The organism is Myxococcus stipitatus DSM 14675, assembly GCF_000331735.1.
GTDB lineage: Bacteria > Myxococcota > Myxococcia > Myxococcales > Myxococcaceae > Myxococcus > Myxococcus stipitatus.
In genome coordinates this window covers 336,484-350,300 of the sequence record NC_020126.1, presented here as the reverse complement: position 1 = coordinate 350,300, position 13,817 = coordinate 336,484, and the positions used below count along the sequence as shown (strand labels likewise).

Annotated in this window: 11 protein-coding genes; 8 read left to right on the top strand and 3 right to left on the bottom strand. The window is 70.2% G+C overall.

What is annotated here, in order from left to right; genetic code table 11:
• Positions 1-361 precede the first annotated feature (361 nt).
• From MYSTI_RS01360 to MYSTI_RS01325, 8 genes are all read left to right on the top strand, one after another.
• Entirely contained in the window at positions 362-1,753 is a 1,392-nt protein-coding gene (locus MYSTI_RS01360) for a dihydrolipoyl dehydrogenase family protein (protein WP_015345896.1), read from the top strand.
• Between the two features lie 225 nt (positions 1,754-1,978).
• Entirely contained in the window at positions 1,979-3,244 is a 1,266-nt protein-coding gene (locus tag MYSTI_RS01355) for a glycosyltransferase family 87 protein (RefSeq protein ID WP_015345895.1), read from the top strand.
• 83 nt (positions 3,245-3,327) lie between these two features.
• Positions 3,328-4,101, top strand: coding sequence for an energy transducer TonB (locus MYSTI_RS01350; RefSeq protein ID WP_201768947.1), 774 nt, complete (start codon positions 3,328-3,330; stop codon positions 4,099-4,101).
• Between the two features lie 42 nt (positions 4,102-4,143).
• Positions 4,144-4,896, top strand: a complete 753-nt coding sequence (locus MYSTI_RS01345) for a MotA/TolQ/ExbB proton channel family protein (RefSeq protein WP_015345893.1) — start codon at positions 4,144-4,146, stop codon at positions 4,894-4,896.
• Positions 4,880-5,287, top strand: a complete 408-nt coding sequence (locus tag MYSTI_RS01340; protein ID WP_015345892.1) for an ExbD/TolR family protein — start codon at positions 4,880-4,882, stop codon at positions 5,285-5,287. The genes MYSTI_RS01345 and MYSTI_RS01340 overlap by 17 nt, the downstream gene beginning before the upstream one ends.
• A gap of 9 nt (positions 5,288-5,296) precedes the next feature.
• The gene (locus tag MYSTI_RS01335; protein ID WP_015345891.1) at positions 5,297-5,728 is read left to right on the top strand and encodes an ExbD/TolR family protein; all 432 of its coding nucleotides are present in this window, start codon (positions 5,297-5,299) and stop codon (positions 5,726-5,728) included.
• Positions 5,729-5,808: 80 nt separating this feature from the next.
• Complete coding sequence (locus MYSTI_RS01330) at positions 5,809-8,994, top strand: TonB-dependent receptor (RefSeq protein WP_044278293.1); 3,186 nt, start codon at positions 5,809-5,811, stop codon at positions 8,992-8,994.
• A 27-nt stretch (positions 8,995-9,021) separates the two neighbouring features.
• Positions 9,022-10,395, top strand: a complete 1,374-nt coding sequence (locus tag MYSTI_RS01325; protein WP_015345889.1) for a beta-helix domain-containing protein — start codon at positions 9,022-9,024, stop codon at positions 10,393-10,395.
• A 147-nt stretch (positions 10,396-10,542) separates the two neighbouring features.
• Here MYSTI_RS01325 and MYSTI_RS01320 read toward each other — a convergent pair whose 3' ends face one another.
• The 3 genes from MYSTI_RS01320 to MYSTI_RS01310 all read right to left on the bottom strand — a co-directional run bounded on the left by MYSTI_RS01320 (position 10,543) and on the right by MYSTI_RS01310 (position 13,769).
• A complete protein-coding gene (locus tag MYSTI_RS01320; RefSeq protein ID WP_015345888.1) occupies positions 10,543-11,070 on the bottom strand; it encodes a hypothetical protein in 528 nt (175 codons plus the stop codon).
• A 159-nt stretch (positions 11,071-11,229) separates the two neighbouring features.
• A complete protein-coding gene (locus MYSTI_RS01315) occupies positions 11,230-12,339 on the bottom strand; it encodes a metallophosphoesterase family protein (RefSeq protein ID WP_015345887.1) in 1,110 nt (369 codons plus the stop codon).
• Positions 12,336-13,769 (bottom strand): hypothetical protein, encoded by a 1,434-nt coding sequence (locus MYSTI_RS01310; protein WP_015345886.1) that lies wholly within the window; start codon positions 13,767-13,769, stop codon positions 12,336-12,338. The genes MYSTI_RS01315 and MYSTI_RS01310 overlap by 4 nt, the downstream gene beginning before the upstream one ends.
• Positions 13,770-13,817 lie beyond the last annotated feature (48 nt).

The following is a 13,817-nucleotide window of genomic DNA, read 5'->3' as shown; positions in this document are numbered from 1 at the left end:
CGTTCGTGACAGTCCCCATGACACACCTCCCGCCGCGCGCGGAGTCTCCGGCACGAGCTCTCATCTCGTTCACATCGCGTGGTCCGGACGGCGCGCCGCGCCTGCCCGCGTTCCACGGCGGACGCGGACGCGGAGGACTTCTGGGACCTGACACCGTCGATGTCTCACGGTGGATGACCGCGCCCCCTCACGGGGCAGCGCACCGTCACCTGGGCGACAGCCCATGCGCGCGTTCCTCCCTGGGGACAGCAGCGATGTCCGCTGGTGGCCACGCCGTCTTTCCACCAGCCGACGGGCAGACCCGGGTGGGATGGCCCGCGAGCCCTCCCCTGCGTACGCATCAAGGTGCGAGGGCAAACACATGGCGGATGTCTTCGATGTGGTGGTGGTCGGAGGCGGACCCACGGGGGAGAACGCGGGGGCTCGCGCCGCCGCGGCGGGCCTGTCCGTGGCGCTGGTGGAGCACGAGCTGTTGGGCGGTGAGTGCTCGTACTGGGCCTGCATCCCCAGCAAGGCGCTGCTGCGTCCCGCGGAGGCCCTCTGGCTGGTGAAACAAGTCCCCGGCTCACGCGAGGCCATCAAGGGCCCCCTGGTCGCCAGCGCGGTGCTGGAGCATCGGGACGCGCTGGTGAATCACTACCACGACGACTCGCAGGCGAAGTGGGCCGAGCGCGCGAAGCTGACGGTGGTCCGCGGACACGGCAAGCTCGCCGGCCCGCGCAAGGTCCGCGTGGAGAGCAAGGACGGCGCGACACGCGAGCTGGAGGCGCGCCGCGCGGTGGTGCTGGCCACGGGCAGCCGGCCTCGCATCCCGGACATCCCGGGGCTGCGTGAAGCCAGGCCGTGGGACAACCGCGAGGGCACGGGCGCGCGGCAGGTGCCTCGACGGCTGCTGGTGCTGGGCGGGGGCGTGGTGGCGGTGGAGCTGGCGCAGGCGTGGCGCTCGCTGGGCTCGGAGGTGACGCTGGTGGTGCGCGGCCCTTCGCTGCTCTCCCGCTTCGAGCCCTTCGTCGGTGAGCGCGTCGCCCAGGCGCTGCGCGAGAGCGGCGTCACGGTGCTCCTCGACACCGAGGCCACGAGCGTCCAGCGCCCCGGAGGCGACGGCGAGGTGACGGTGAAGCTCTCCACGGGAGCGGAGCGCCGCGCGGACGCGCTGCTGGTGGGCATGGGCCGCGTGGCGCACACGGATGCGCTGGGGCTGGAGACGGTGGGCCTGAAGCCCGGCGAGGCGGTGCGGGTGGACGACCAGCTCCGGGCGAAGGGTGTGGAGGGCGGGTGGCTCTACGCGTGCGGCGACGTGAACGGGCGCAACCTCCTGACCCACATGGGCAAGTACCAGGCGCGGCTCGTCGGCGACGTCATCGCGGGCAAGAAGGCGAGCGCGTGGGCGGACTCGAAGGCCACGCCTCAAGTCATCTTCACGCACCCGCAGGTGGCCAGCGTGGGGCTCACGGAGGCCCAGGCCCGTGACGCGGGGCTGCCCGTGCGCACCGTGGAGTATGACCTGGGGAAGGTGACGGGCACGGTCCTCTTCGGCGAGAACCTGGGCGGCATCACCAAGCTGGTGGTGGATGAAAAGCGCCGCGTCGTCCTGGGCGCCACCTTCGTCGGTCCCGAGGTGGGGGAGATGCTGCACGCGGCCACCATCGCCGTGGCGGGCGAGGTCTCCCTCGATACGCTCTGGCACGCCGTGCCTTCGTTTCCCACCATGAGCGAGGTGTGGCTGCGATTGCTGGAGACCTACGGCCTCTAGCGCGCCCGTCGCACAAGCAGGCGAGTGAAACCCACAGGCGCCTCCCCCGAGCCGGCCGCCACACAGAGGCCGTTGCCGGGCAGGGCTTCGCCGTGAAATGGTGAACACCTCCCCCACCCAGCCTGTCTCTCCGATGACCGCCGACGCCTCGGGGCCCCGCCGATTTCCTGGCCCGCCCCCGCTATTGCCGACTCACTCCCACCTCGAACGCCGGAGCCTGACCCCGTGACGAGCTCGTCCCAGTCCGCGAGTGTCTTGAGCGAGGCCTCCGCCCCCGCGAACGACCTCTCCACGAAGTCAGCCCGCTGGCTCTGGTGGCTGGTCCTCGCGGTGCTGCTGGTGGCCGCCGTCGCCGTCGGCCAGCACCCCAGGCGAGGCGCGGACTTCCGCGTCTACCTCACCGCCGCCGAGCGCTTCATCGAAGGCACGGACCTCTACCGCATCTCCGACGGCACCATGCCGTTCAAGTACGCGCCCATCACCGCGCCCCTCTTCATCCCCTTCTCCTTGCTGCCCGCGCGCCTCGCCGTCGCGCTGTGGAACGTCGGCTCCATCCTCGCGCTCATCGCCGTGGCCCGCCTCACCCGCCGCGCGCCGCATGGCCCGGGTGAAGCCACGCCGTGGGACTGGGGCCCGCCGCTCGCCACCATCGCCCTCCTGCCCGCGCTCACCTTCGAGCTGTTCTACGGCCAGGTCGACGTCGTCATGCTCCTGCTCGTGGTCCTCGCGGCGACGGGCGCCGAGCGAGGCCAGGTGTGGCGTCCAGGCGCGGCGTTCGCGCTCGCGTTCCTGCTCAAGCCCCCCGCCGCGTTCGTGGGCCTCTTCTTCCTGTGGCGCAGGCACTGGCGCGTCATCGGCGCCACCGCGGTCTTCGGCATCGTGCTCTCGCTGCCCACGCTCGCCCGCTATGGGTGGGATGGCGCCCTGGTCCAGTTCCAGCTCTGGAGCGAGACGCTGGCCCGCACCACGCCGCCGTGGGTGCTCCAGTCCAACGCGCAGGGCCTGCCCACCCTCATCCTCCCGTTCATCGAGCCGGCGTCCGCGGGCGGCACGCCGTCCTCCTTCGCCATCACCCTGGCCCAGCTCATCGCCATCTCGGTGTTCCTGGCCGCGCTGGTGTGGGTCCGGCCCGGGCCCGCGGACCTGCTCGCGCTGTGCTGCCTGGGCGTGACGCTGCTGTCACCGCTGGCCTGGCGCGCGAACTTCGTGCTCGCCTGGCCGCTGGTGCGGGCCGCCGCGGAGGGACGCTCCCGCTTCAACCTCTCCCTCGTCGCGATGATTGCCTTCGTGGGCATCGGGGTGTCCGACTCGACGTTGGGAACGGAGCTGTCACGCGAGGTGCTGATGCTGCGCCCGTTCACGCTCGTCTACTCGGCGCTGCTGATCGCCATGTTGTGGCAGGTCCGCCTGCAGGGTGCGCCTCGCGCCATGACACCGGGTGGCACTCTGGCGCGTCTGCCGCGCACGCTGCGTGGCATGCAGTCACCGTGACGCATCCGTCATCTTCCTGGCCGCAAAGTGTCACGGGGACCGGACACCCCTGAAACATGGCGCCGCTATATGCGGCGTCAGCCATGTTTGAAACGTTCGACAGCGCCACCGATGTCCAGGCAGCACGGAGATTCGCGCTCTCCACCACGGCCTCCGTCGGCGTCTTCGTCCTCATCGGAGTCGTCGCCGTCTCCGCCGCGAGCAAGGTGCGCGAGGTCATCCAGGAGAAGAAGGGGACGGACGTCGTCTTCCGTCCGCCCCCGCCTCCCGTCGTCGAGGTGAAGCCCCCGCCTCCTCCTCCGCCGCCTCCGCCCAAGCCCAAGCTGTTGCCCAAGGCCGCGCCTCCCGCGCTCGCCAAGGCGCCGCCTCCCGCGGCGCCCGTCGTCGCGCCCGCGCCCATCGTCGCCCCGCAGGCGGTGCCGCTCGAGAAGCCGCCCGAGGCCGCGACGGAGACTGTCGCCGCGGCCCCCATCGCCGTCGGTGGCACGGGCGCGCTGGTGCCCGGGGGCGTGGTGGGTGGCACGGGCAGCGGTGAAGCGCTCGTGGGCGGTGGTGGCCGCGCGGCGCCCATCAACCTTCCCGAGTCGGCCACGCCGCCGGAGCCGCTCGAGTCCAACCTCATCCCCGACTACCCCTCCGAGGCCCGCTCCAAGGGGCTGGAGGGCATGGTCATCCTCAAGGGTGTCGTCGAGGCGGACGGCCGCGTCACGCAGCTCAAGGTGATGCGTGGCGATGAGCCCTTCGCCAGCGCGGCGCTCGCGGCCGTGCGCTCGTGGCGCTTCAAGCCCGCCGTCGTCGAGGGCCGCCCCACCGCCGTGTTCCGCATCTTCAAGGTTCCTTTCCGTCTCAAGTCGTAGCTCGTTGGACTCACCCGCCCTGCCCCCCAGGAGCACTTCGTCATGAACTTCAATCTCAGGGACATCTACAACCACATGGGCGTGTTCGCCCTGGGCATCGCCTGGACGCTGATGCTCTTCGCCGTCGCGTCCCTGGCGGTGTTCTTCGAGCGTCTGTTCGTCTTCTTCCGCTCCCGCGCCACGTCGCGCGCCTTCGCCGCTCGGGCGGGGCAACTGTTGATGCAGCACCAGCACGACGCGCTGGTGAAGGAAGCGGAGGGCACCAAGGGCAGCCACCTGGCCACGCTGCTGGGCGGGGGCATGAAGACGTTCCTCGCCAAGTCGAAGCTGCCCGCGGGCAAGCTGGGCCCGGTGGAGCTCACCCGCCGCGAGCTGGTGCGCATCAACGAGCGCGTCAGCGCCGACGTGCGGCGCGGCATGTCCGTGCTCGCGACGGTGGGCTCGGTGGCGCCGTTCGTGGGTCTGCTGGGCACGGTGGTCGGCATCATCGAGGCCTTCGCCGGCATCGCCAAGGAGGGCTCCGGCGGCCTGGGCGCGGTGTCCAGCGGCATCGCGGAGGCGCTCGTCGTCACCGCGCTGGGCTTGCTGGTCGCCATCCCCGCGGTGCTGATGTTCAACTTCCTGTCCACCCGCGCGGACGCGCTCCAGCTCTCGCTGGACAACGCCCGCAGCGAGCTGATGGACCATCTGGAGGACATGGTCACCGACAAGCGCTCCAGCACGAACAACGGCGCGGTGGCCACGGGTCCGGAGACGGTGGCGCGCCGGGAGGGGCTCGATGTCCGCCCGGCGTAGCAGCATCACCCCGGAGATGAACGTCACGCCGCTGGTCGACGTGGTGCTCGTCCTCCTCATCATCTTCATGGTCGTCACGCCGCAAATCGAGTCCGGCGCGTCCGTGGAGCTGCCCGCCGCGACGAACCCCGACAAGGAGAACAAGGAGCTGGAGCCCACCACGGTGAGCCTGGCGGCGAACGGGGCCATCTTCATGGACCGCAAGGAGCTCAAGCGCGAGGCGCTCTTGTCCGAGCTGAAGGCCCTGCGCGCCAAGAAGCCCGACTCGCCGGTGGTGCTGAAGGCGGACCGGGGCGTGCGCTACTCCGAGGTGCGCGGCGTCTTCAAGAGCATGCAGGACCTGGGCTTCCCGGGCATCAACCTGCAAGTCATCGACAAGCAGCGCAAGTAGGAGCTCGCCATGGCATTCGACCTCGGAGGCGGCAAGAAGCGCGGACCGAGTCCGTCGATGAACGTCACGCCCTTGGTGGACGTGGTGCTCGTCCTGCTCATCATCTTCATGGTCGTCACCCCGCTGCTCACCAAGCAGATGTGGATGACGGTGCCCGCGAAGAGCGACAAGCCGGAGGAGCAGCCTCCCCCTCCGCCCGATGCACTGCCGCCGGTGGTGCTGACGGTGGACCGGGCGGGCGTGCTGCGCATCAACCGGGATGAGGTTCCGCGAGACCAGGTCGTCGCGCGGCTCCAGCGCATGCTCAACGCGCGCCCGGACAAGATTGTGTTCTTCGACGCGGGCGACGACGTGCCCTACGGCGCCGCCATGGAAGTGCTGGACCTCGCCCGGGGAGGAAACCTCACCGTGGGCGTGCTGCCGGACAAGCTCGCGGACTGATAGCTCCGCCCGGCGGCGAGTCGTGACCTCGAGTTTTCGATTCGCCGCCTGAATCGTCACAAGTCATCCATTCCAATGCCATGCGGCTCGCGTTGTTTACAGCGCGACCGTCGGCAAGGAGAGCCGTGTTGTCTCGCGCACCCTTTTCGCGCGCCCTCGTGGCAGCGCTCACATTCTTCACCTGGCCCGCACTCGCGGGGATGAATGGCTCGAAGCCCCTGGCTTCCGCCACCGTCTCCGTGCTGGCCCTCGGTCAGGCTCCCACGCAGACGCAGCCGACGGCGTCTGGGATTGCTCCCGCGCCCGTGCAGGCACAGGAGGCGGCGCAGCCTCCGGTGTCTGAGATTGCTCCCACCGCACCCGCACAGGACCTTGCGCAACCGCCCGCCGCCGCACAGGCGCAGCAGCCCGCTCCCGCCGCAGCGCAGGCGCAGGACCCCGCGCAGCAGCCCGCTGCCGCTGCCGCACAGGCGCAGCAGCCCGCCGCCGCGCAGGCGCAGCAGGACACGGACGTGGCGCAGCCCTCGGACGCCGCGCCCTCCTCCGAGGACGAGGCCCTGATGGCCGAGTCCTCCGCGCCTCCCGCGGGCTTCACCGGCATCCACGGCAAGGTCGCCGACGAGGCCAACGGTGAGGGCCTCATCGAGGCCACCGTGAAGGTCGTCACGGGCGAGCAGAAGCAGGTGCTCACCGACCTGGACGGCAACTACCGCCTCGCGCTCCCGCCCGGCAAATACGACCTGCGCGTCTTCTACGACGTGTACCAGGGCCGCCGAATCACCGGCGTCGTCGTGACGCAGGGCAAGGCGACGAAGCTCGATGTCGCGCTCGGCGCGGACGTCGGCGCCGTGCAGGAGGTCGTCGTCGAGGCCCGCTCCGACCGCCGCGCCGAAGGCGCCCTCCTCCAGGAGCGCAAGAAGGCCGCCGCCGTCTCCGACGCCATCAGCGCCCAGGAGATCTCCCGCACCCCCGACTCCAGCGCCTCCGATGCCGTCAAGCGCGTCGTCAGCGCCACCGTCGTCGACGGCCGCTACGTGCTCCTGCGCGGACTCGGTGGCCGCTACAGCACCACGCTCCTCAACGGCGCGCTCCTGCCCAGCCCGGAGCCCGATGAGCCCAGCGTCCCGCTCGACCTGTTCCCCACCTCGCTCCTCGCCAACCTCAACGTGGTGAAGAGCTACACCGCCGACCTGCCCGGCTCCTTCGGCGGCGGCACCCTCCTCATCGAGACCAACACCTACCCCTCCCAGTTCGAGTTCAAGCCGCGCATCACCTTCGGCGGCGACACCGAGACCACGGGCAAGGCTCGCAACGCGCAGCGCGGCGGCGGCGCCATGGAGTTCCTCGGCTTCCCCGGCAGCCAGCGCCGCCTCCCCGACGCCATCCCCACCGGCCATGCGCTCGGCGATGGCAACGAGTCTCTCGCAGAGCAGGAGCGTCAGTGGGAATCCTTCCCCAACATCTGGAAGGCGCGCTCCAAGACGGCGCTCCCCAACATGGGCCTGAGCGCGTCGCTCGGCGACACGCTGCGCTTCGACAACCAGCGCCTGGGCTACCTGGCCACCATCAACTACGGCCACAAGGAGTCCACCCAGAACACCCAGTACAACAAGGCCGCGTTCGACCTGGACGGCACCTTCACCAGCTACGACGACGCCCAGGCGAAGCTCGGCGTGGAGACCGCCAACCTCAGCGGCCTCGCCAGCATCGGCTACCAGCTGGACCGCGACAACGAGCTGACCGTCTTCAGCCTCTACACCCGAGGCACCGACACCCGCACCACCACCAGCACCGGCAGCGACACGCTGCGCGGCGACCGCTACGAGGGCAGCCGCCTCCAGTTCATCGTCCGCCAGCTCTCCTTCAACCAGGTGCGCGGCTTCCACCGCGTGGGCGTCCTGGGCGACGCGGAGATCGACTGGCAGGCCAACCTCTCCCGCGTGGACCGCGACGAGCCGGACACCCGCGACACGCTCTACAGCGACAACCTGGGCAACCCCTCCGGCGCCGTCTCCTTCCCCAACCAGGCCAACAGCGGCGAGCGCTTCTTCGCCGAGCTGGGTGAGACGTCCGGCGGCGGCAGCGTCAACCTCACCGTCCCCTTCACCGACGTGCGCCTGAAGCTGGGCGGCCTCGCGCAGTTCTCCGGCCGCGACTTCCGCGCCCGCCGCTTCCGCTACGGCATCGTCCCCAACATGGACGTGGACCGCTTCCTCCCGCCCGAGCAGCTCTTCAGCCCCGAGTACCTGGGCAACGGCATGCGCGTGCAGGAGAGCACCCGCCCGGACTCGGATGCGTATGACGCGTCGCTGGGGGTCTTCGCCGGCTACGTCACCGCCGACGTCACCCCCACCGAGGCGCTCCGCCTGGTCGGCGGCCTGCGCCTGGAGGGCTCCGAGCAGAAGCTCACCGCGCTCAACCAGTTCACCGGCGTGGAGCAGTCCAACAACCAGGTCAGCTACCTGGACTGGCTGCCCACCTTCAATGCCATCTACGCGCTCACCCCCACCGTCAACGTGCGCGCGGGCTACAGCTACACGCTGGCGCGGCCCACCTTCCGCGAGCTGGCGCCCTTCACCTTCTACGACTTCGTGCGCCGCCGGAACATCTCCGGCAACCCGGACCTGAAGCAGACGCGCATCCACAACGTCGACGCGCGCATCGAGTGGTTCGTCGGCGACAACGAGGTGCTGGCCGCCAGCGCCTTCTACAAGCGCTTCCAGAACCCCATCGAGCGCGTCATCAACTCCGTGGGCGCCGGCGACATGAACTTCGAGAACACCGCGGGCGCGGACACCTACGGCATCGAGCTGGAGGCGCGCACCTCGCTGGGCCGCCTGACGCCCTCACTCCAGCCCGTGCGCGTGGGCGCCAACCTCACGCTCATCCAGTCGCAAATCGACCTGGGCAACGTGCAGGGCCTCCAGACCAACTCCGAGCGCCCGCTCCAGGGCCAGTCCCCCTACGTCATCAACGTCAACGTCGGCTACGAGCACGCGCCGAGCGGGACGGAAGTGGCGCTGCTCTACAACGTGTACGGCCGGCGCATCAGCGAGGTGGGCACCGACAACCTGCCGGACGTCTACGAGCAGCCGTTCCACCGCGTGGACCTGGCCGTCACCCAGCAGCTCACGAAGGCCACGCAGCTGAAGCTCACGGCCTCCAACATCCTCAACTCCAAGGTCACCCTCCAGCAGGGCGACATCACCCTTCTCCAATACCGCCCGGGCATCGCGTTCTCCGCGTCGCTGGGCCTGTCCCTGTAGTGCCTGTCCCCGAAAGGAAGTCCCGCCATGAAGCGCCTGTTTGCATCCATCCTCACGCTGTCCAGCCTGGTTCTTGGCGCCGGCTGCGGAGACGACGACAAGAAGACGGAGAACCCTCCCCCGGTCCAGCCCGACGGCGAGAAGGTGAACGTCACCGAGAACATCACCCAGGACACCACCTGGAAGTCCGGCAACACGTACACGCTGACGAAGTACATCTTCGTGGAGAAGGGCACCCTCACCATCGAGGCGGGCGTCACCATCAAGGGTGAGCGCGGCAGCGCCCTCATCATCACCCGCAACGCGCGCATCAACGCGGTGGGCACCGCGGAGAAGCCCATCGTCTTCACCTCCTCCAAGGAGCCCGGCCAGCGCGAGCCCGGCAACTGGGGCGGCGTGGTGCTGCTGGGCAAGGCCCGCATCAACGTCTCCGGCGGAGAGACCAACATCGAGGGCTTCTTCTCCACCAGCGGCAACGAGCTGACCAAGTACGGCGGCCAGGACGACGCGCACAACTGCGGCACCCTCAAGTACGCGCGCATCGAGTTCGCCGGCTTCGAGCTGGCGCCGAACAACGAGCTCAACGGCCTGACGACGGGCGCGTGCGGCAGCACGACGGACATCGACTACCTCCAGGTCCACAAGGGCCTGGATGACGGCATCGAGATGTTCGGCGGCACCGCGCCCCTGAAGCACATCGTCATCACCCAGGCGGACGACGACGCGCTGGACTACGACCAGGGCTACAGCGGCAAGGTGCAGTTCCTCGTCGTCCAGCAGAGCGCCGCCGTGGGCGACCGCGCCATCGAGGCCTCCAGCAACAAGACGACGGCCACGCAGGAGCCCATCAGCATCCCCGAAATCTGGAACGCGACGTTCATCGGCTCCAACGCGGACCCGGGCGGCAACCCGTCACAGGAGGGCCTGGTGTTCAACACCGGCGCCGGCGGCAAGCTGCGCAACGTCATCGTCGCCTACTTCAAGGACCAGGCGGTGGACGTGGACGGCCTCGCCTCCGCGGCGCTCTTCAACGAGGTGGGCGACTCCCGCCTGAGCATCCGCAACACCTTCTTCTGGGACAACGCCAACCTCACCAACTCCATCCCCTTCGCGCCCAACCCCCGCGTGGAGAACGGCGTGACGGTGGACCCGGACGTCAGCAAGTTCAACGAGGCGGAGAAGATTCTCGTCGCCACCAACGCCGTGAAGACGCAGGACCCGCAGCTCACCGACGCGCTGAACCTGGCCTCGCCCAACTTCGCGCCGAAGGCCGGCTCGCCCGCGCTGAACCCCGACAACGCGGCCACGCCGCCCGCGGGCTTCGACGCCTCGGCGCGCTTCGTGGGCGCGGTGGGCACCACCAACTGGCTGGCCGGCTGGACGGCCTTCCCGCAGAACTGACGCGGGCGCTTCACCTTCACATCCGATGAACCCGGCGTGTTTCGGGGCTGCCCTCGGAACACGCCGGCACCGCGGCCCGGCCGTGGGACACTTCCGGAGGGGGGCTCCGGGAAGGTCTCGCGTCCGGGCCTCGGCTTGTCCGGAGCCTCACGCGGTGGGCAGCACGCCGTTGCCCTCGTGCGCGACGGCCAGTGACTCCGGCGACACGCCCTCCGGGAACAGCGTCGCACCCGGCGCGGGGCGCACCTTCGGCGGACGGCCCCGGCGGCGCGGCGCGTTCTCCTCGTTGCCGTTCGCGGCGGTGGCGGCGACAGGCTCCAACCCCACCAGGCTCTCCGCCTTCGCGCCCTTGCGCCCCGGGCGCGGCAGGTGGATGGCCTCCAGCTTCGTGTTCAGCTCCGGGTTCTCCTCGGCGAAGACCCGGGCGTACGCCAGCGCGCGCTGCCCCTTCTGGAGCAGGGCGTCCTGGCTGTCCTGCAAGCCCTGGCGCGCCGCCTCCAGCGCCGCCTGCGCACGGGCCACCGCCTCCGCGCTCGCCCTCACCTGCGCCGCCGCGTCCTCCAGCACCTGCCCGCTCATGTCCGGGAAGCGCACCTCCGCCAGCTCCGTGGTGAACAGCTCGAGCAGCGCACGCAGCGCCGGGGAAATGGGGTCGTTCTCGTTCGAGTCGAACATGGCGGGCCTCCTCTGGGCTCCTCACGATGGGGCCGCCATCTGCTCACGTGTTCAGTGTCAGATCAAGGGGGTATGCTGCCGGGCCGGAAAGTCGGCCCCGCGCGCGTTTTCTCCCACACAGCGCCGGCTGACGCTTCGTTCAGTGCCGGCCTCTGTCGCTCAGTCCACGCGGACGAGCGCGGCCTCGCGCAGTCCCTCGTTCGCGCCGATGTCCACCGACAGGTAGTGGCGACCCACGCCATCGAAGGTCTCCGGAATCGCGCCGCCGCCACCGGAGATGAACGCGGGGATGCCCGCGTTGGTGAAGGAGTAGTACGAGTGGATGTGGCCGTAGAGCGTGAGGTCCACGCCCTCGCGCGCGAGCTTGCCCACCAGCCCCGCGGACTCGCCCCGGTTCGCGAAGCCTCCGCCTCTCAAGCCCACCGGGTCCTGCGGGGGCACATGCATGGCCACCACGTGCGCGCCGTTTCTCGAGGACGACAGCCACCCGTCGAGCTGCTCCTCCACGATGGGGTCCAGCGTGCCGTTGCTGGAGTCCACCACGGTGAAGCGCACGTGGTGGAAGACGAAGCTCTGGCTGCCTCGGCCCACGAGCGAGGTGTACTCCTCCGCGTCCTTCGTGAAGGTCTCGTGGTTGCCCAGCGTGGCGTACAGCGGGATGCGAGAGCCCGCCTCCAGCCGCTCCTGGAACTCGAGCAGCTCCTCGCGGGTGCCTCGCTCCGTGAGGTCTCCCGCGAAGAGGATGAAGCGCAGCGTGTCGTCCTTCGCCAGCCGCGCGTAGATGTCGCCCACGCGAGGCAGCGCCTCCTGCACGTCCGCGAGCGCGGCGAAGCGGAACGGCGCGGTGGAGTCCCAGTCCGGAGGCGCCACGCGCAACGTCGCCGTGCCTCCCGCGCGCAGCTCCACGCGCCACGCCTTCACCGTGGGCAGCGCCTGCGCCACGGACTCCACGGGCAGCACCTCGCCCGAGTCCGATTGCACGGACAGCTCCGCGTCCGGCATCGCGTTGCGCACGGTGATGAACCACTGTCCGGGAGCCGAGGCGCTCAGCGTGGTCTTCGCGCTGAAGACAGGCGCGTTGCCCCAGAGCGTCACCTCGCCCGCGCCCAGGTGCCGCACCGCCGCGAGGCCGTCCTCGACCTGGAGCGACATGCCACCGCCCTCGGCCTGGCCCACCTTCGAGTCGCGCACCGCGCGGTTCTCCGCGGGCCGCAGGCATCCGGTCAGCAGCACCGCCAACACCACACCCTGGAAGCCCACGCGAATCACGACTCACCTCCCAGCGCGTAGATGAGCGACAGCCGCCCGACGAGCGCACCACCCGCCGCCACCTCCGCGGCCACGCCCCACGTCTCCGTCAGGAGCGCGCGGCCTCGAAGACCGAAGTTGCCCACGACTCCTCCGCCGAACGTGCGCAGCCCGCCCGCGAAGCCATCCTTGCGGTGGTCGTAGAAGATCATCGCCTCGCCCTTGAACGGCCCACCACGCCCCAGCCACACGCCATAGCCGAAGCTGTAGAGGAGCTGCTCGTGCAGGTTCCCGTCACTCACCGGGCCTGGATAGCTGTAGCCCTGCAGGGACATGCCGATGCTCGCCTCCGCGAAGGAGCCAGCCAACGCCGGGCTCACGCGGGACATGGCGAAGCGGCCTCGCAGGCCCAGGTCTCCGCCGATGACGATGAAGCCCTCCGTCGGGTAGCGGTGGTAGAGGCCGAAGAGCTCCGCGTCCAGCGACGAGCCATCCGTGTCGCCTCGCCGCTGCTCCGGTGCGCCGAGCAGGCGATAGGCCCCACCGAACCGCACCTGCGCGTTGCCATCCTCCGGGGCCAGCCGCGCGACGGCCTCCAGCTTCAGCGAGTCCAGCCGCGCCACCGCGCCCAGCGAGACGAAGTGGTCGTAGTCGAACGACGTGTCACTCACGTACTGGTAGCCCATCTCCAGCTCGAGCGGGGGCAGTGTCGCCGCGGGGACTCCCGGGTCGAACGTGGGCGAGACCACCGAGTACAGGTTGGCGAGCGCGGAGATGCCGAACACGCTGAAGCCCGCCAGCGTCACCGCGTAGAGCGGAGCAATCGTGCGCCGCGAAGCGCCCGTGAGCGCGATGGGGACACCGCCGAGCGCGATGAGGCCCAGGCCCGCGCCCTCCATCGCGAACAGGCGCCGGGCCGTCTGACCATCTCCCGCAATCGCTGGCGCGAGTCCGTGGAACAGCAGTCCGGGCACGACAGCAACCACTGCCGGCAACACCTGGAAGGAGCGCGACGGCGACGACTCGGGCAGGAGGGTGAGCGGAGCGCCGTCGGAGACTCCGGTCCGCGGCGCCTCGGACAGCAGGGCCGAGGAACCCTCGGGGCCTCCGGGGCTCATCTCCTCGGACAAACCCGGCGTGGAGGCGTCCCCGGATGAAGGCCGCACCGGAGCATCGGGCAACGTCGTCGCCGACACCGCCTGTGCTCCCGCCATGGCGGCACCCGACGACGTGGACGCGTCCGCCCGGAGGGGGACCTCCACCCCACCCGGAGGACCCGGCAGGTCGCGGGGGATGTCGCTCCCACCCAATTGGGGGCTGCGGATCAGCAGCTCCAGGGCGGACAACCGCGCACCCTCGTCCTGAGCCACGGCGGAGGCCGGCAGCGCGAGGCACATCCACAGCACCACCCCGGTGAAGGGCCACGAGCGCCTGAACTGCTCGGACTCCATCGGTCTGCCTCTTTCTCTGGGGAAAGCTCGACCGCCCTCACCCCGCGG

Bases quoted from the DNA above. Each gene is read 5' to 3' on its own strand.
- MYSTI_RS01345 (WP_015345893.1), top strand. From the start codon at position 4,144: ATGAACTTCAATCTCAGGGACATCTACAACCACATGGGCGTGTTCGCC.
- MYSTI_RS01325 (WP_015345889.1), top strand. From the start codon at position 9,022: ATGAAGCGCCTGTTTGCATCCATCCTCACGCTGTCCAGCCTGGTTCTT.
- MYSTI_RS01350 (WP_201768947.1), top strand. From the start codon at position 3,328: ATGTTTGAAACGTTCGACAGCGCCACCGATGTCCAGGCAGCACGGAGA.
- MYSTI_RS01330 (WP_044278293.1), top strand. From the start codon at position 5,809: ATGCGGCTCGCGTTGTTTACAGCGCGACCGTCGGCAAGGAGAGCCGTG.
- MYSTI_RS01310 (WP_015345886.1), bottom strand. From the start codon at position 13,769: ATGGAGTCCGAGCAGTTCAGGCGCTCGTGGCCCTTCACCGGGGTGGTG.
- MYSTI_RS01335 (WP_015345891.1), top strand. From the start codon at position 5,297: ATGGCATTCGACCTCGGAGGCGGCAAGAAGCGCGGACCGAGTCCGTCG.
- MYSTI_RS01360 (WP_015345896.1), top strand. From the start codon at position 362: ATGGCGGATGTCTTCGATGTGGTGGTGGTCGGAGGCGGACCCACGGGG.
- MYSTI_RS01340 (WP_015345892.1), top strand. From the start codon at position 4,880: ATGTCCGCCCGGCGTAGCAGCATCACCCCGGAGATGAACGTCACGCCG.
- MYSTI_RS01320 (WP_015345888.1), bottom strand. From the start codon at position 11,070: ATGTTCGACTCGAACGAGAACGACCCCATTTCCCCGGCGCTGCGTGCG.